Source organism: Bradyrhizobium diazoefficiens (assembly GCF_016616235.1).
In the GTDB taxonomy this organism is placed as follows: Bacteria; Pseudomonadota; Alphaproteobacteria; order Rhizobiales; family Xanthobacteraceae; genus Bradyrhizobium; species Bradyrhizobium diazoefficiens_H.
On the sequence record NZ_CP067100.1, the window covers coordinates 2,702,642 to 2,719,174 of the forward strand.

At 63.7% G+C, this 16,533-nt stretch carries 16 protein-coding genes; 5 read left to right on the forward strand and 11 right to left on the reverse strand.

All coding sequences use genetic code 11. The annotated features are described in order from the left end of the window. Positions 1-27 precede the first annotated feature (27 nt). The gene (gene xoxF5, locus JJB99_RS12745) at positions 28-1,830 is read right to left on the reverse strand and encodes a lanthanide-dependent methanol dehydrogenase XoxF5 (protein ID WP_200499079.1); all 1,803 of its coding nucleotides are present in this window, start codon (positions 1,828-1,830) and stop codon (positions 28-30) included. A 517-nt stretch (positions 1,831-2,347) separates the two neighbouring features. On the opposite strand from xoxF5, the gene JJB99_RS12750 reads away from it, so the two are divergent. Beyond that, positions 2,348-3,316 carry a helix-turn-helix domain-containing protein gene (locus tag JJB99_RS12750; protein WP_200499080.1) on the forward strand — a complete coding sequence of 323 codons (969 nt, stop codon included), beginning with the start codon at positions 2,348-2,350 and terminating at the stop codon, positions 3,314-3,316. A 134-nt stretch (positions 3,317-3,450) separates the two neighbouring features. On the opposite strand, the gene JJB99_RS12755 is transcribed toward JJB99_RS12750, so the two are convergent. The 3 genes from JJB99_RS12755 to JJB99_RS12765 are packed head-to-tail and all read right to left on the reverse strand — an operon-like array spanning position 3,451 to position 6,408. Further along, entirely contained in the window at positions 3,451-4,380 is a 930-nt protein-coding gene (locus JJB99_RS12755; protein WP_200499081.1) for a substrate-binding periplasmic protein, read from the reverse strand. Next, positions 4,377-4,733: a c-type cytochrome gene (locus JJB99_RS12760; RefSeq protein ID WP_200499082.1), complete on the reverse strand. Its 357-nt coding sequence runs from the start codon at positions 4,731-4,733 to the stop codon at positions 4,377-4,379. Before JJB99_RS12760 ends, JJB99_RS12755 begins: the two co-directional genes overlap by 4 nt. A gap of 10 nt (positions 4,734-4,743) precedes the next feature. Beyond that, entirely contained in the window at positions 4,744-6,408 is a 1,665-nt protein-coding gene (locus tag JJB99_RS12765; RefSeq protein ID WP_200499083.1) for a methanol/ethanol family PQQ-dependent dehydrogenase, read from the reverse strand. 339 nt (positions 6,409-6,747) lie between these two features. Between JJB99_RS12765 and JJB99_RS12770 the strand changes: the two genes are divergently transcribed. Together JJB99_RS12770 and pqqA are read left to right on the forward strand one after the other, a co-directional pair. After that, positions 6,748-7,140 (forward strand): calcium-binding protein, encoded by a 393-nt coding sequence (locus JJB99_RS12770; protein WP_200499084.1) that lies wholly within the window; start codon positions 6,748-6,750, stop codon positions 7,138-7,140. A gap of 170 nt (positions 7,141-7,310) precedes the next feature. Beyond that, a complete protein-coding gene (gene pqqA, locus JJB99_RS12775) occupies positions 7,311-7,391 on the forward strand; it encodes a pyrroloquinoline quinone precursor peptide PqqA (protein WP_012029362.1) in 81 nt (26 codons plus the stop codon). A 215-nt stretch (positions 7,392-7,606) separates the two neighbouring features. Here pqqA and JJB99_RS12780 read toward each other — a convergent pair whose 3' ends face one another. After that, positions 7,607-10,741 carry an efflux RND transporter permease subunit gene (locus JJB99_RS12780; RefSeq protein ID WP_200499085.1) on the reverse strand — a complete coding sequence of 1,045 codons (3,135 nt, stop codon included), beginning with the start codon at positions 10,739-10,741 and terminating at the stop codon, positions 7,607-7,609. Further along, positions 10,731-11,750, reverse strand: a complete 1,020-nt coding sequence (locus JJB99_RS12785; protein WP_246775228.1) for an efflux RND transporter periplasmic adaptor subunit — start codon at positions 11,748-11,750, stop codon at positions 10,731-10,733. The genes JJB99_RS12780 and JJB99_RS12785 overlap by 11 nt, the downstream gene beginning before the upstream one ends. Positions 11,751-12,008: 258 nt before the next feature. On the opposite strand from JJB99_RS12785, the gene JJB99_RS12790 reads away from it, so the two are divergent. Then, positions 12,009-12,218, forward strand: coding sequence for a hypothetical protein (locus tag JJB99_RS12790; protein WP_200499086.1), 210 nt, complete (start codon positions 12,009-12,011; stop codon positions 12,216-12,218). 4 nt (positions 12,219-12,222) lie between these two features. On the opposite strand, the gene JJB99_RS12795 is transcribed toward JJB99_RS12790, so the two are convergent. From JJB99_RS12795 to JJB99_RS12810, 4 genes are read right to left on the reverse strand one after another with little or no spacing between them, the layout of a single operon-like run. Beyond that, positions 12,223-12,576 (reverse strand): hypothetical protein, encoded by a 354-nt coding sequence (locus JJB99_RS12795; protein WP_200499087.1) that lies wholly within the window; start codon positions 12,574-12,576, stop codon positions 12,223-12,225. A 46-nt stretch (positions 12,577-12,622) separates the two neighbouring features. Then, a complete protein-coding gene (locus JJB99_RS12800) occupies positions 12,623-13,333 on the reverse strand; it encodes an ABC transporter ATP-binding protein (RefSeq protein ID WP_200499088.1) in 711 nt (236 codons plus the stop codon). Beyond that, positions 13,323-14,060, reverse strand: coding sequence for an ABC transporter permease (locus tag JJB99_RS12805; RefSeq protein WP_200499089.1), 738 nt, complete (start codon positions 14,058-14,060; stop codon positions 13,323-13,325). Before JJB99_RS12805 ends, JJB99_RS12800 begins: the two co-directional genes overlap by 11 nt. Position 14,061: 1 nt before the next feature. Next, positions 14,062-15,042, reverse strand: coding sequence for an ABC transporter substrate-binding protein (locus tag JJB99_RS12810; RefSeq protein ID WP_200499090.1), 981 nt, complete (start codon positions 15,040-15,042; stop codon positions 14,062-14,064). An 87-nt stretch (positions 15,043-15,129) separates the two neighbouring features. On the opposite strand from JJB99_RS12810, the gene JJB99_RS12815 reads away from it, so the two are divergent. Next, positions 15,130-15,489 carry a hypothetical protein gene (locus JJB99_RS12815; RefSeq protein ID WP_200499091.1) on the forward strand — a complete coding sequence of 120 codons (360 nt, stop codon included), beginning with the start codon at positions 15,130-15,132 and terminating at the stop codon, positions 15,487-15,489. Positions 15,490-15,674: 185 nt separating this feature from the next. On the opposite strand, the gene JJB99_RS12820 is transcribed toward JJB99_RS12815, so the two are convergent. After that, positions 15,675-16,496: a quinoprotein dehydrogenase-associated SoxYZ-like carrier gene (locus JJB99_RS12820; RefSeq protein ID WP_200499092.1), complete on the reverse strand. Its 822-nt coding sequence runs from the start codon at positions 16,494-16,496 to the stop codon at positions 15,675-15,677. Positions 16,497-16,533 lie beyond the last annotated feature (37 nt).

The following is a 16,533-nucleotide window of genomic DNA, read 5'->3' on the forward strand; positions in this document are numbered from 1 at the left end:
CACGCGCCGGAGCGATGCTGACGAGGCTTAGTTCGGCAGCGAGAACACGGTCAGCGTGCCGCCGAGCGCCGTGTAGTTGCTCAGCGCTGCGTAGCCGCCGACCGCGCCGAGACCTGCGGTCGGATCGGTCAGGCCTGCGGCGAGACCAATGCCGGCCCAGCCGCCGACGCCCGAGAGCACTGCGACGTACTGCTTGCCGCCGTTCTCATAGGTGGTGACGTTGCCGATGATGCCGGAGGGAGTCTTGAACTTGTAGAGCTCCTTGCCGGTCTTGGCGTCGACCGCCTTCAGGTACCCTTCGAGCGTGCCGTAGAACACCACGCCGCCGGCGGTTGCGAGCGCACCTGACCAGACCGAGAACTGCTCCTTGTTCGACCAAACGATCTTGCCGGTCTTGCCGTCCCAGGCGATGAAATTGCCCATGTGGCTTTCACCCTGCGGCGGATACATCGAGAGCGTCGCACCCACATAGGGCTGACCCGCGGTGTAGCTCACCTTGAACGGTTCGTAGTCCATGCAGACGTGGTTGGTCGGAACGTAGAACAGCTGCGTGTCCGGCGAGTAGGCTGCCGGCTGCTCGTCCTTGGTGCCGAGCGCGGCCGGGCAGATGCCCTTCACGTTGTGGTCTTCACCGGCCTTGTCGGTCGAAGCTGCGTCGACCACCTTCGGACGGCCATAAGTCGGCGAGTTCTTGTCCATGTCGACGCCGGAGGTCCAGTTCACCTTCGGATCGTACTTCTCGGCGACCAGAAGCTCGCCGGTGGCGCGATCGAGCGTATAGCCGAGGCCGTTACGATCGAAATGCGTCAGCAGCTTGCGCGCCTGGCCGTTGATCGACTGATCCGAGAGGATCATCTCGTTGACGCCGTCATAGTCCCACTCGTCGTGGGGCGTCATCTGATAGACCCACTTGGCGACGCCGGTGTCCGGGTTGCGCGCCCAGATCGTCATCGACCATTTGTTGTCGCCGGGACGCTGCTTCGGATTCCAGGTCGAGGGATTGCCCGATCCGTAATAGATCAGGTTCAGTTCGGGATCGTAGGAGATCCAGCCCCAGGTGGCGCCGCCGCCGATCTTCCACTGATCGCCCTGCCAGGTCTTCAGGCTGGAGTCCTTGCCGATCGGCTTGCCGAGCGCGGTGGTCTTGTCGTCGACCAGGATCTGGTTATCCGGCCCTTCCGAATAGCCGCGCCAGGCCAGCTTGCCGGTCTTAATGTCGTAGGCCGACATGTGGGCCTGCACGCCGAACTCGCCGCCGGAGATGCCGATCAGCACCTTGTCCTTGACGACCATCGGCGCCGAAGTGCCGGTCTCGCCCTTGCCGGGATCGCCGTTCTTGGCGGTCCAGGCGACCTGACCGGTCTTGGCATCGAGCGCGACCAGGGTCGTGTCGGCCTGATGCAGGAAGATCTTGCCGTCGCCGTAAGCGAGGCCGCGGTTCACCGTGTCGCAGCACATCACCGGGATGACGTTTGGATCCTGCTTCGGCTCGTACTTCCAGACGATCTTGTTCTCCTGAGAAAGGTCAATGGCGTAGACCTTGTTCGGGAACGGCGTATGGACGTACATCATGTTGCCGATGATCAGCGGGCCGCCTTCGTGGCCGCGCAGCACGCCGGTCGAGAAGGTCCAGGCGACCTGGAGCTTGCCGACGTTTTGTGCGTTGATCTGGTTCAGCTTGGAATAGCGGGTATTGGCGTAATCGCCGGTGGGCATCACCCAGTCTTTCGGGTTCTGCGCCATCTTGTTCAGCTCGTCATTGGCTGAAGCGCCACCGACGGCGAGAGCCGCCGCGGAGCCAAGAAAGGTCGCCAGTAGCACCTTGCGCATAGTCATTCCTCCGTTGGTCTCGTTTTATTATTTCCGAAGCATTGCTTAATCACCGGGCTTCTCGTCCGGCGTCTGCTCGTGCAGGGCGGTCACGATGGGGACCAGAAACGATGCTGTGCTGTTTCCTCCTCCTGATGAGAGCCACGGGTCCACGTGCAGGAGCGGCCCGTTCTTGTTGTTCCTGCTGCAATCCCTAACGGCTTCGTCATCGGGAAACTTGCCCAAGAGAGAAGCTGGTTTGCTTGACAGCGCACGGACGCGAAGATTTTGATTTTGCGGTAGCGAATTCAGCGGCTTCCGCGCCGCTCCTGGAGCGCCGTCAACGCGCAGGTTCCCCTTGACGGCAGTGCAACTAAGGCGGAGGATTAACTTACAAGGGTGGCAATGAAACGATGGCGCTCGTTGCAAGAGACCGCTCAAATTCGAGGTAAACGTCACGCAATCACGACTGAGGGCTCCGGCAGCGTTGGTCGTGATTCGAGTAGAAGCTCCGGATCAAACCAGTGGGGCTGGATTAATGTCCGACACCATTCACACGCTCTCGACGACCGGAATGACGCCGAAGCGTCAGATCCAGAGTTGGATCGACGGGCTCACGAGTCTGTGCGGGCATTTCGACGTCGATCCGCTCGAGGCGTCCTCGCTCGAGGGCCGCATCGACTACACCTCCGTCTCGCGTCTGAAGCTCTGCCAGATCGAGGTGAGCCAGCATCGCATCGCGCACACGCTGGCGCGCGCCAAGGCCAACGAACACCCGTACATCAAGATCCACTTCCAGACCTACGGCGTGTCCTATTTCGAGCAGGAAGGCCGCCACATCGAAATCAATCCGGGCGACATCATCGCCTATGACGTCTCCTGCCCGCATTCGATCATCAGCCCCGCCTTCACCCGCCACGACGTGGTGATCGTGCCGAAGGCGCTGCTGCGCGACCGCGGCTTCCCGTCGCAGCGGATGCCGGCCTGCAAACTGTCGGCGAAGACTGGCACGGGACGGATCGCCCATGATTTCGTCCATGCCACCTTCGACGAGGCGGCGAAGCTGTCGGCGAACAGTGCGGTCGGCGTCGCAGATTCGCTGATCGACCTGTTGCTGCTGCCGCTGCGCGAAGCCGACACGATGTTCGACCGCGTCGGGCCCGAGGCGATGTATGTGCGCGCGCAGTTCTTCATCCGCGAGCATCTACGCGATCCGGATCTGTGCATCGACCAGATCTCGGCCGAGCTTGGCTGCTCCAAGCGCTATCTGCACATGCTGTTCTCGGAGCGCGGCACCACCGTGAGCGACTACATCTGGCAGGCGCGCCTGCAGAACTGCCGCCAGGAGCTCGAGGCGCACGCCGGCAAGACCATCACCGACGTCGCGTTCTCCTGGGGCTTCTCCAGCTCATCCCATTTCAGCCGCGTGTTCCGGAAGTACTTTGGCGTGGTGCCGTCCTCGATCCACAAGGCGCAGCACGGCACGGCGAGTTCGGGCGAGCACTAGAGCGTTTTCGAGCGAAGTGGACACCGGTTCGCGTCGAGAAAACGCGTCAAAACAAGAATCTAGAGCCCCGTTCCGATTCCATCGGAACGGAAATGGCTCTAGGCCCGCACCCCCTCCGGGACACGCGTTTCCCGTCACCGCTGAATGATCGTCGTCCAGACGTCGCCCAGGATCGCGGGTTCGCGCGGCGGCAGATAGGTGAGGCCGGCCTGCTTGCCGAACTCGGCGATCTTGCCTTCCGCGGCAAGGCCCGTCAGCGCCTTGTCGACCGCGTCGATGAGCCCGCCGTCGGCAGCGAGCCCGACATAGCCGCGATTGGCGCCGATCGGATAATAGTAGCCGGAGGCGGTGACCGTAGTGTCGGGATGCGCGGCGCGGTGGGCGTCGAAGCGGGCGAGATCGATCAGCGTCGCGTCGTAGTCGCCGCGATCCAGTGCACCCAGCAGATCGTCGCGGCCGGGGACGAGATGCGTGATGTTGTCGATCAGGCGCCCCTTCTCGAACGTCATCAGGATCGCATCGCCGAGCGAGCCGCTCTCGATTGCGAGGCGAAGGCCCGCGAGGTCGCCGATATCGCCGATCTTGCGCTCTCGCGCCTTCGGCCCCAGCACCACTGTCATCGGCGAATAGACATAAGGCTGGCTCGGCGCCAGCACACCGAGCGCGACACGGCGGCGCCGGTCGTCGCGCGTGGCCCCGGCAAAGTCCGGCAGGCGCGCCGTCTTCATGCCGGGCTTGACGAGCGAATCCGTCGTCAACGCGTAGCCGCCGACCAGCGCGCAGCGTCCGTCGGAGAGCAGTGCGTTGGCCTCGAGCTGCGGGCTGGAATCCTCATCCAGCTTGCTCTCGAACCACTGGATTTTCAGCGGCCGTCCCATCCGTTCCGCGATCGCGTGCGCCAGCAGCACGTCGAAGCCGGAGTCCGGCTTGCCCTTGTGATGCATCGAGAGCGGCGGCCGATCCTCGTCGAGACAGATTTTGAGCGGGTCGTCCGCCGCGCGTGCAACTGTTGCGGTCGCTGCGAGGATCGCGGCCGCGGCCGGCGCGGCAAGCCAGCGTCTCATGGCTTCCTCCGGCTGGAGATGAAGGCCCAGAGATCGCCGATCTCGTCGTCGCTGAGGATGTCTCCCCAGGGCGGCATCTTGTTGTTCTTGCCGTTCTTCACGGTGGTGACGAAGCGCGTCTTGTCGTCGGGAAAGGCGCGCAGGTCCGGCGTGATGGTGCCGGAGTTCATCAGATTGGGGCCGTGGCAGTGCGAGCATTTCGAAGCATAGGTCGACTTGCCTTGGTCGATCTGTGCCTGCACGGGATTGCCGGTTGCCTCGTCCGCGAAACTGACGGTCACCGCAAGCGCAACCGTCAGCACCACGACGGTGGCGAGGACCGCCACCGTCTTGTGAGATATGTCTTTCAGCATCGCGCCGGAGCTACTGCTTGACCGCAAAGACCCACAGCGAGCCGCCGGCCGGCACGCTCGCAAGCCGTTCGTCACCGGAGAAGATCGAGTAGACGCCGCCATAGCCGCTGGTCACGGCGACATATTGCACGCCGTCCTGCTGCCATGTGATCGGTTGTCCCTCGATGCCCGAGCCGGTCTGGAACTGCCAGAGCTTCTTGCCGCTGTCGGCGTCGAACGCTTCGAACTCTCCGGTCAGTGCGCCCGTGAACACGACGCCGCCCGCGGTCGACAGCACGCCGGAGAAGCGCGGAATGGCGCTCGGCGCCTCCCATTTCGCCTTGCCGGTCATCGGATCGATCGCCTTGAGATGGCCGCGCGGCCCGTCGCCCCACTCCCAGGGGTCGGTGAGGTCCATGCCGAGATACCATTCGCCCTGCTTGAAGGTGACGGGCTCGGCCTTGTAATGACCGCCGAACGCGAGCGTGTTGGCGTAGGCGAGGCCGGTCTGCGGATTGAACGACATCGGCTCCCAGTTCTTGCCGCCGAGGATCGACGGATAGACGGTGACCTTCTTGCCCTCGCGCGCGTCTTTGCTGACGTCGGTCTCGATCGGGCGGCCCGTCTTCATGTCGATGCCGGTCGCCCAGTTCACCTTCACGTAAGGATTGGCCGCCAGCAGCTTGCCGTTGGTGCGATCGAGCACGTAGAAGAAGCCGTTGCGGTTGGCGTCCATCAGCACCTTGGTCGGCTTGCCCTCGACATTCATGTCGGCGAGGACCATCTCGGCCACGCTGTCATAGTCGAACGGATTGTTCGGCGAGAACTGATAGTGCCACTTGATCTTGCCGGTCTTGGGATCCATCGCCAGCACGGAGCAGGTGTAGAGGTTGTCGCCGGGCCGCACCGCCGAGTTGAACGGCCCGGGATTGCCGATGCCCCAATAGACCGTGTTCAGCTCGGGATCGTAGGAGCCCGTGATCCAGGTCGAGCCGCCGCCGAGCTTCCAGGTATCGCCCTTCCAGGTGTCGCCGCCGGGCTCATCCGGCGAGGGGATCGAATGGGTGCGCCAGAGATGCTTGCCGGTGGCGGAATCCCAGCCGTCGATGAAGCCGCGGGTGCCGAACTCGGCGCCGGAGATGCCGGTGATGACGACGCCGTCCGCGACCAGCGGGGCCACCGTCATCGAATAGCCTTCCTTGATGTCGGCCGCCTTCTGCCGCCACAGCTCCTTGCCGTCCTTGGCGTCGAGCGCGATCACGTTGGCGTCGAGCGTGGTGCGAAACACCTTGCCGTCGTACAGTGCGGCACCGCGATTGATGATGCCGCAGCAGACGATGCGCGGCGTCTCGGCGGGATATTCGAGCTTGCTCTTCCAGATCTGCTTGCCGGTCTTGGCGTCCACCGCCATGGTCGCGTTATGCGAGGTCACGTAGATCACGCCCTGGTACACCAGCGGCTGCGATTCCTCGCTGCGATCGTCATTGAAGGAGTAGTTCCAGACCGGGACGAGGTTCTTGATGGTGTCCTTGTTGATCTGGTTCAGCGTCGAGAAGCGCTGGAGATTGTAGCCCATCCCGTAGTTGAGAACGTTCGATGTATCGGTCGCGCCCTTCACCAGCTGCTCGGTGGTCTGGGCGCTTGCACATGTCGATGCAAGCATGACGAGGCTCGCGGCCATCGCAAAGCGTTTCATCCGTTCCTCCCAATATGCGCGCCTTCTGACGCTGCGAGCGCAACACTCCGTCGGAATGCAAAAGCCGTCAATACGAAAGTCGAAAACGCGTCGGCGATATGTTTGAACGCCAGATGCCAGTATCTTACCGAAACCTGACAATCGACTTTCGCTTGTGCGCAGACGCTAAAAAATTCCGCGGCATGAAGCGGTGCCGGGCGACGGGCGCCGGTTTTGGGCAGCCGGATGCTGCGGATTGTGCGGTGCGCAGGTTGCATTTCGGCTTGAACCTCAACCCGCTTACGGACTTATGTTGTCTCGATCCCGCGCGAATCGGGACTCTTGCTGAGGGAGGTTTGAATGATATCCCGTCGTTCTGTTGCGCTTGCGCTCACGCTTGCCGTGCTGTCCGGTCCCGCCTGGTCGGCATCCGGCAGCGCCATCAAAATGTTCGACACCGACAATGATGGCACGCTCGATCTCGCCGAGGCGAAGAAGGCGGCGACTGCGCTGTTCGCCAGGCTCGATCCCGATCACGATGGCACGCTGGACGCGCGCGAATTGCGCGGACGGCTGACGGCGAAAGAACTCGCCGCCGTGGATCCCGATCGCGACGGCACGCTCACGCTGGACGAATATCTCGCCGTGGTAGAGCAGCGCTTCAACGCTGCGAATCCCGATAAGGACGGAACGTTGGATGCGAAGGAGCTGAACTCGCGTGCCGGCCGCGCGCTGCTGCGATTGTTGCGATGAGGATGGCGGCGCTTGACTGGGAGCGAAGGCGATTTGCCCGAGAGGGAAATTCGCGAGCACAATGCGACAGTTCGTTGTGCTTGCGGTTCAACTCCAGACTTGCGCCGTGCTTGAGGCAGCCCTAGGTTTTGCCCGCGCGATGTCGCGCTCAATATCTTGGGGAGACCCGAATGGCCTGGAAAGCTCCGAAGATCGTGGAAGTGCCGGTCGGCATGGAAATCAACATGTACGCCTGCGCTGCGCGCAAGTAACACTGACGACCTGCCGCGGCTTCGATGGCACACGCCGTCGAAGCCGTGGCAGTGTTTGGCATCAGCGCCGTTCATTGGGCTTCCGAACGTCGTGCCACGTGGCGAATCGAGCAACACCCGAAAACTCAACCGTTTGTACGTTGTCGTGCGCCGCCTGCCCAGCGGTGCTGCCGTTTTCTTAGCAACCTGGTTGAGGCCGTAGTGCGGATGTGCGTTCACTCAGCACGGACCTTGAAATGCGCGTAGCGAAGCGCAAGGGTGGGCAGGACAAGCAGACTAAGTGCCATCGAGGTCATGAGGCCTCCAAGGATGACGATCGCCATCGGGCCCTCGATTTCACGACCTGGCTCACCTGCGCCGATGGCGAGCGGCAGCAATCCTAAGCCGGTCACGAGAGACGTCATCAGGATCGGAACAAGACGATCCGCCGCACCCTCGATCGCAGTTTCGGGTCCCCATAGACGACCATCGATGAGGACGAGGTGCTCGTAGTGGGAAACCATAAGAATCGAGTTCCGCAGCGTGATTCCGAACAGCGTGACGAAGCCGACCATCGATCCGAGCGAAAGCAGACCGCCCGTCAATGCGAGTGCGAGCACGCCACCGACCAATGCAAACGGTAGATTGATCATCACCAGCAACAGATTTCGCCAATGGCCCGTAGCCATCGAGAGCAGAACGACGATGCCCGTCCCTGCCAGCAAAGCATTGACGATGAGATCGCGCCGCGAGCGGGCTTGAGCCTCGGCCGCTCCTGCAAATTCAATGTGCGCGCCGGGTGGAAGTTTGACTTCGCGGGCAAGCTTACGCTTGGCGGCGGCCACGAAGGATTCGAGATCGCGTCCACTGACGTTCGCCGTTACGGTCTGAACGCGCTGCGCATTCTGATGCTGGATCTGATAGCGGCCCGACGTTTCATAGACGTCTGCGATCTGCTTGAGCAGAATGTAGGCGCCGCTCGGTGTGCGCACCGGCAGGTCGCCGATCTGGGTGAGCCGGGCGCGGGCAGGTGCATCGAGGATCACGATGATATTGAAGACGGCGTTCCCTTCATATCCCTGGCCGACGACGTCGCCCTGATAGGCGGTGCGCACCAGCTCAAGCACTTCGACCGCATCGAGTCCCCAACGCTGCAGATCGGTCGGCCGAAGCGTCACGTTGACCTGCGGCATACCGGGGGGCGTGCGTCGCTGCACGTCGGCGGCGCCCCCGACTTCATCGAGCTCTCGCGCGACATCGCGTGCAGCGCGGTCGAGTGAATCGAGATCAGGCCCGTAGATGTTGATGACCACCGCCGCGGTGAAGCCGGATACGGTTTCCTCTACGCGCTCCGTCAGATAGGTCTTGCTGGAGAAGGAAATTCCGGCGAAGTCGGCGAGGGCTTCCCTGATGCGCGTTTCTGCTTCGGATTGAGCCTGACCCGAGAGCCTTGGCTCCAAATCGACCTCGAACTCGCTGGAATGCGGGCCGACCGTGTCGATGCCGGCCTCGGCTCGGCCTGCATGCTGCGCCACCCTGCGGACACCCGGGATGTGCCGGAGCGCCTCTGTCATCAGCTTGCCGATACGAAGAGATTCGTCGAGCGAGGTGCCGGGGATTGCCGAGACGTGCAGAATCAAATGGCCTTCCCGCAGATCTGGCAGGAAAGTTCCGCCAAAGAAAGGCAGCATCGCCGCGCCGGCAATCGTGACGGCTGCGGCCACCGTCATCACCAGCTTCGGGAAGCGGCCGATACGACGCAGCAAGGCCTGATAGTGGCGGCGGGACCAACGCGCTGCCAGCGGATCATGCAGGCGTTGTTCGCCGGTTCTCCCGACGAGGAGCAGCATGGAAAGCGCCGGCGTCACCGTCAGAGCGACCGCAAGCGATGCGATTACGGCCAAGATGTAGGCGACGCCCAAGGGACCGAACAGACGGCCGGCAATGCCCGAAAGCGCGAGGACTGGAAAGAACACCAGCAGCACCGCAAACGTCGCATAGGCAACTGCGGTACGCACCTCGAGGAAAGCGTCCAGCACGACGAGAGCTTCGGCTTTCGGCACCGTCGTTCGGCGATTTTCGCGCAACCGGCGTACGACGTTCTCGACGCCGATCACGGCGTCATCGACGACTTCGCCGATTGCGATTGCGAGGCCTCCCAGAGTCATCGTGTTGAGAGTTTCGCCCATCCATTGCAGCGCGAGCACGGCCGATATCAACGAAAGGGGGATTGCCGTGCAACTGATGATCGAGGTGCGCCAGTCGAACAGAAATAGAAAGAGAACGACGACCACGAGCGCTCCGCCAATCAACAGGGCTTTGAGGACGTTGTCGGTCGCCGCATCGATGAAATTGGCCGGACGAAATATATCGGCATGGAGCTTGACTCCGGCCGCCTCGAGGCCAGGTCGCAGCTCTTCCAGTGCGGCTTCCGCGCGAGTGGTGACCTCTCGCGTATTCGCGCCATACTGCTGGCTGACCATGAGCATGATGCCAGGCACGCCGTCGATGAGAGCAGCCCCGATCGGCGGCTCGGGGGCGGCCGCGACCGTGGCGACGTCGCCGAGAACCACGCTTGCGCCGCCTTCGTGCAGAAGCACGGTGCGGGCCAGCTGGTCAGGCGTTAGCGACTGTCCCTGGGTTTGCAGCGTGATGCGCTGATTGGCGGTGTCGATGAAGCCGGCGCCGCGCACGCCGGTGGCCTTGCGCGCGGCGGCCAGCACATCATTCAAGCCGACCCGGAAGCGGATCAGATCGTCCGGGCGGACCTGCACTTGCAGAGACCTGACATCCTTGCCGTAAGTCGAGACTTGTGCCACGCCCTGCACGGCGAGAAGCCGTCTTGCCACGGTCCAGTCCGCAATGGTGCGCAAATCCATCAGCGAACGCTGGTCGGACGTGAGGCCAATGACCAGCACCGTGCCCGCCAGCGGGGTCAATGGCGTCATCGACGGCGGCTGAACGCCTTGCGGCAGCCGCGCGGCCACGACGGCTAGACGTTCGGTTACCAATTGGCGCGCCCGATAGATATCGCTGCGGGGCTGGAAGACGACGGTTACGACCGAGAGGCCCTGGATCGATGACGAACGCAGACTCTCGACGCCGGCCAGGCCGTTGATCGACGTTTCGATCGGTTGCGTGACCAGGATCTCGACATGCTCCGGGCTGAGGCCGGGGGCTTCCGTCTGGATCGTGACCTGCGGCGGTGCGAATTCCGGGAAGACCCCGTATTTGGCGTCGCCAAGTGCGAACAGGCCGTAGCCCAGGAGGGCAAACGAAAGCGCGAACACGATGCCGCGGAAGCGGATGGCGAACGCGACGAGAGCGGCTTGCGGCCCTGACCTGCCGGAGCCGGTGTCATCAGTCGTCATCGCCGCCCCGAAGCTCGCTCTTGGCTTCCTCGGACAACAGGACCTGCGCGCCCCGCATGACGATTTCGGATCCCGATGGGATGTCCCGGACGACGTAGTCGTCATCGGAGACCGGCTGATCCATGCTGATCGGATGCCGTCGAAAGCTGTCGGGGCTTACACGCAGGTAGACCCACGATCGACCCTGCCATCGCACGATCGCCGTGTCCTCGATGAACACCCCCTCGTAGGTGTTGCCCGATGGCACATAGACTGTGGTGTTCATGCCGGGCAGCAGGCCGCTATCGCCCGGCACGGAGAAGAAATAGCTCAATCCCTGAATGCGAGGGTCGGTGCGCGTTGCCGGAGAGATGTATTGCAGATCGATATTCGCATTCCGCGTCGGCGCCTGCGCCAGCGCCGTTCCCGGAGTGCCGGCGACAGTGACGCCGGCCGGCAGCGTCACCTGAACCAGAAGCTGATCGCGTTCGATCAGCCTGACAATGGCAGGCGAGCGCTCGACGATTCCCCGGCCGATGACCGGCCCCCATTCCTGCTTTGCTGTTGCGGCGAGAGTCCTGAGCTGTGATTCCGCTGCGGTCAGCGCGGCCTTGTCGACCCGTAACGTTCCCTCCGCCGTCTCGGCTTCCTTCTTCGGGAGGGCCGCGGAGTCGACGAGATTCTTGGTCCGGTCGTATGCGCTCTTCGCGACTTCGAGTTTGGCCTGGGCCGTCTGGAGTTGGGCTTGCGCATTAGCGTAGCTGTTTGTGAGCTCCGTAATGCGGGAGATATCGAGCACGGCGCCATAGGCGCGGAATTGCTCGGTATGCGGAGCTGCTTCCAGCGCCGCGGTTTCGAGCCCGACCTGCGCCTGCTGACTCGGCGTCAACTTGACCACCGGCTGGTCGCTGTCTGCGGTGCGGGAAGGCTCAGTGCGGCCCGCATTCGACTTGTCCGGCTGCGTCTCCGCCGCCGCAGCTCGCCCGCCGCAAGCCGTGACAACCCAAGTGCTGGCGACGAGCACCAGCACGCAGACTGCGGCCACGCCGCGCCGGGAGGTTTCCGTAAGAGCCATCAAGCCCGTTAGCAGTTGTCGGGAACCAGCTTATTGACGAAATTGGTGGGCGGCAAGGCGCCGGTTGCACGTCCGTCACTTCTGCAATGGTCGTTGCGCTTGGGCGCGAAGCCGTGACCATTCCCGCATGGCTCACGCCCGTTTGAAACCTCCGGCTGCCTCAGGCGTAGGTTTTTATGGTAGTTTCTTGGCGATCCCTGAAGGATTCCCGGCATGAACCCGATCGAGCTTGTGGTGACTGTGTGTGCGGTGCTCTCGCCTGCGACTTGCGAGGAGCAGCATCTGATGTTCAACTATGGCGGCTCGCCGGCGCAATGCGCCATGGCCGCGCCGCCCTATATCGCGCAATGGATCGGTGATCACCCGAAATGGCAGGCGGTGCGCTGGCGCTGCGAATATCCGCACCCGAATGACAAGGCGTGAGACGCTACTTCGTACAATCCTTCAGGTCCTTGTCGGCGATCGAGAACACCGCGTCCGCCCTGATCTCGATGTCGCGAACGATGCACTGGCGTGCATTGGGATAGCTGACCTTGGCGTCGTAGCGGCCCGGCTCGACGCCGGTGATGCGCAACCGCTCGTCGTGGTCGACCTCCTTGTCCTTGTCGTTCAGGCATTGGTTCGGGCCCCAGTCGGTCTTGCCGGCGGGCGAGAGCTGGAAGCCCGAGATCGTCTCGGTCGTCAGATTCCAGAGCCTTATGCCCTTGCCCTTCGCTTGCGCGAGCGCCGCGCCCGGCATCGCACCCAAGAGGATGCCGATCGCAATCAACTGACGCCGCATGCTGAACCTCCCTCGCAGCTCATTTGGCTCAGTTGACCACGAGTTCTCATTTCGATTCAAGCGGGAGCGCCGCGAGCTCGGCCCTGATCCTGGCAAGCTCAGCCTCGTTGCGCTCGGCGCGCGGAACGGCGATCGGCACCTCCTGCACAATGCGCGCCGGGCGCGGCGACAGGAAGAACAGGCGGTCGCCGAGACGGATCGCATCGTCCAGGTTGTGGGTGACGAGCAACGTCATCACCGGGCGGCTCGCCACCAGCATTGCGATCTCGTCGCGCAGGCGGCCGGCGAGCGCTTCGTCGAGCGAGGCGAGGGGCTCGTCGAGCACGAGCAGATCAGGTTCGACCGCGAAGGCGCGGGCCAGCGCGACGCGGCGGGCAAGGCCCAGCGACAATTCGCCGGGAAAGTGGCTGCGGTGCGCGTCCAGCTCCAGGATCCTGAACAACTCCGACAATTTTGCGTCGGTGACATCGGGGGCGGCGAGCCGCACATTCTGCTCGACCGAGCGCCACGGCAGCAGCCGCGGCTCCTGGAACACCATGCCAATGCGCGCCTCCGGCGGCCGTGCAATGCGCCCCTGAAAGTCGCGGTCGAGCCCGAGGATGATGCGCAGCATCGTGCTCTTACCGCAGCCCGACGGGCCGATCAGCACGCCGACCTCGCCGGATTGAAGCGCAAACTTGACCGGCGCCAGCACCTCCTGCGTCCCGCCCGCAGCGCTCTTGAAAGTCTTGCTCGTGATCTCGACTTCAAGCCGCACGGGGCCGCCACCGTGTTGCGCGGGCTTCGAACGGCTGCACCAGCAAGGTCTCGATGACGAGCACGACGACGGCGAAGGTCAGCGAATAGGCCAGCAGCCGCGGCGTGTCGAACAGCTGGAAGGCGACGCCAATCTCGAAGCCGACGCCGTTCGGACGTCCCAGCAGCTCGGCGACCAGCACAATCTTCCATACCAGTGATAATCCGGAGCGGGCGGACGCGGCGATATAGGGCGCAAGCTGCGGCAGCACGACGTGGCGGAAGGCGCGCCAGCGCGGCATCGCGAACACGCCCGCCATCTCGTCGAGCGAGCGGTCGAGCGCGCGCGTGCCCTCGCGCAGGGTGACGATGGCGGTCGGCAGCTTGTTAATGGCGATCGCCGCGATCGCGGCCGCTTCAGTCAGGCCGGCCCAGATATAGGCCAGCACGATCACGACCAGCGCAGGCAGATTGAGCAGCAGGATCAGCCAGGGATCGCCAAGCCGGTCAGCGAGCTTAACCCGCCCCATGAGATATCCGACGGCGCTGCCGAGCGACATCGCCAGCACGAAAGAGAGCGCGACGCGGGCCAGCGTCGCGCCGAGATGCAGGAACAATGCGCCGCTCGATGCTTCCGCGATCATCACCTGAAGCACGGCGGGCGGAGAGGGCAGCTTTGCGCCCCCGACGAACAGCGCCGCCGTCCACCAGATCGCCAGAAACAACGCAAACGAGACCAGACGTAGCACCTCAGTCTCCGAGGACGGCGTGATAGAACGTGCCGGGATCGAGCTCGGCCGCGGAGCCGACCAGGTCGCGGCCGCCGATCTCGGCGAGCACGCGGTAGAGCACGCGCGCATCGGCCTCCTCCTCTGCGATGGTCCGGCGCGGGATGCCCTCGCGGTAGCGATCGCGATATGTCCTCAGCATGGCAGCATCGGTCGCGCCGGTGAGCGGCGCGATCTTGTCCCAGGCCTCGTCCGAGGTCACGAGCAGCTGCTTCGCCTTGCGGGTCATCGCGATGAAGCGCGCCACCGCATCGCGATGGCTCGCCGCCCAGCTCTCGTCGAAGACGTAGCCGACCGCAGAGACCGCGCCCTTGGCGCCCAGCTTCGGCAAAATCTCTTCGATCCCGGCGAGGCGCCGAAAACCCTTGGCCTCAAGCTGGGCGCAGAAATTCCAGAAATTGAGGCTTGCATCCATCTCGCCGTCGAGCGCCTTGGCGGCGATCAATGGCGGGGCACCATAGACGATGGTCGCAGCGGACTTGAGCTCGATGCCGTCCTGCTTCATCCGCGCCTGCAGCAGCAGCCAACTCTTGTCGATCGGGCCGCCGCCAACGCCGAGCTTGCGGCCCTTCAAATCGGCCAGCGTCTTGAGCGGCGAGGACGCCGGCACCATCAGCGCGCCAAGCGCGCTGGAATAGGGATAGAAGGTGAGCCTAGCGCCGAGCGCGCGCTCGCGCGACACCCAGAGCCAGTCGGACAGGATGATGTCGGCATTGCCGGCGCGCAGCGCGATCTTGCCGGCTTCGGGGCTGGCAAGCTCGGTGACGTCGAGCGACAGATCGGCCTCCTTGTCGAGGCCGCTGGCGCGGATCGCGGCCAGCTCCCAGGAGAATGTTCCGGTCTTCTGCACCGCAAGGCGGATCGTCTGCGCGGCCCGTCCGGGCGCGGCTAGCGTCAGCACCAGCGTCGCCGCGAGCGCAAGAGTTCGACCGAGTGCTCTCATCACGTTGTGCGCCGTTTCCTCTGACAGAGTGCTTTTCAGGACAATACGCATAGCATAGCTTTGGTCGCAACCAGCGGGAGGACGCGCATGAATCTGGCGAGACAGCTACGACCGATTGTCGCCGCATTGGCGGTGATGGCGTCGGCCCTGCACGCCACGCGTGCCGAAGAGGCCAATGATTATCCCACCTCGGCGCGCGCCGAATACGTCTATGGCTGCATGAAGGCCAATGGCGAGACGCGGGCTGCGATCGAACAATGTTCCTGCTCGATCGACGTCGTCGCCTCGATCGTCCCCTATGAACGCTACGTCACCGCCGAGACCGCGCTCAGCATGTCGCAGGTCCGCGGCAATCTCGGCACCCAGTTCCGGACATCAGAACAGGCGAATTCGGCTGTGAATGATTTGCGCCGTGCGCAGGCGGAGGCCGAGGTGAGGTGTTTCTGATTTGGCATCGCAGTGTCTCACCCTCCCCTGGAGGAGGCTCGATCGCGCGCAGCGCGAGCGGGGTGGGGTGATCCCTCAACTCGGGCAGTGTTGGATGGGGAGAGACCGTCACCCCACCCCGTCCCACATTTCGCGACGCTCAATGTGAGCCGACCCTCCTCCGCCAGGGGAGGGTGCTCCGCGCCTCACGTCCCCGGCTTTTCCACGTCCCACTCATTGCGGAACACGTGCCCATCCGTGTCCTTCGCCTCCGCGCGGAAACGCTTGGCGCCGTTGGAGACGTAGGTGAAGCGCAGGTTGGGATCTTCCGAGATCGAGATGCCGCCTTCCATCGACAGCACGGGGCTGTCGTCCTGCGTCAGCTTCAGCTGGTTGATGAAGAAGGCGGGAATGTAGAGCTGCGTGACCTGGTCCATCTGCAGGCCGGAATTGTTGGGATGGCCGATCATGATCTGCGCCTCGCGGATGCGGCTCGCCGGCGGCGCCTCCTCGCGCGCGAATTGCCGGTAGCGCATCTGGCCGAGCCGGTTTTGGGCTTCCTCGGCGTTCTTTCCCGCCGGCGCCGAGCAGCCGCCCGAGGCCTTGACATAGGTCTTGGAGACGTAGAGCTGGCCGTCGCTGAGCTCGGCGACCGCGTGAACGTCGGTGTAGTTGTTGATGCGCACGCGCGTCGAGATCTCGGTGACGTTGGCATCCGCGCCGAGCTCGAACTTGGCCGCCATCGGCGCCGGGTTGCGATCAATCACCAGCGTGATCGAGCGGATGCGGCGGTTGTCAGCCGGCGACAGCTTGCTGCGCAGGGTCACCGGCACGATGGCCGCGTCCTCGGCGCGATAGGGCATCTCGATGCCGATGACATCGGCGCCCTCGTTCATCGGACGGTTGTTGAAGATATCCTGCACCAGGCCCGGCCAGGGATCGTAGGCTTCCTCGGCTTGCACCGGCACGGCGAAGGCGATGCCGAGCAATGCGGCGATCAGGGGCAGGCGGCGTGTGCATCCCGTCATGGTCATGGTCCCCGGAGTCAGCGAAGCTGATCTCCTG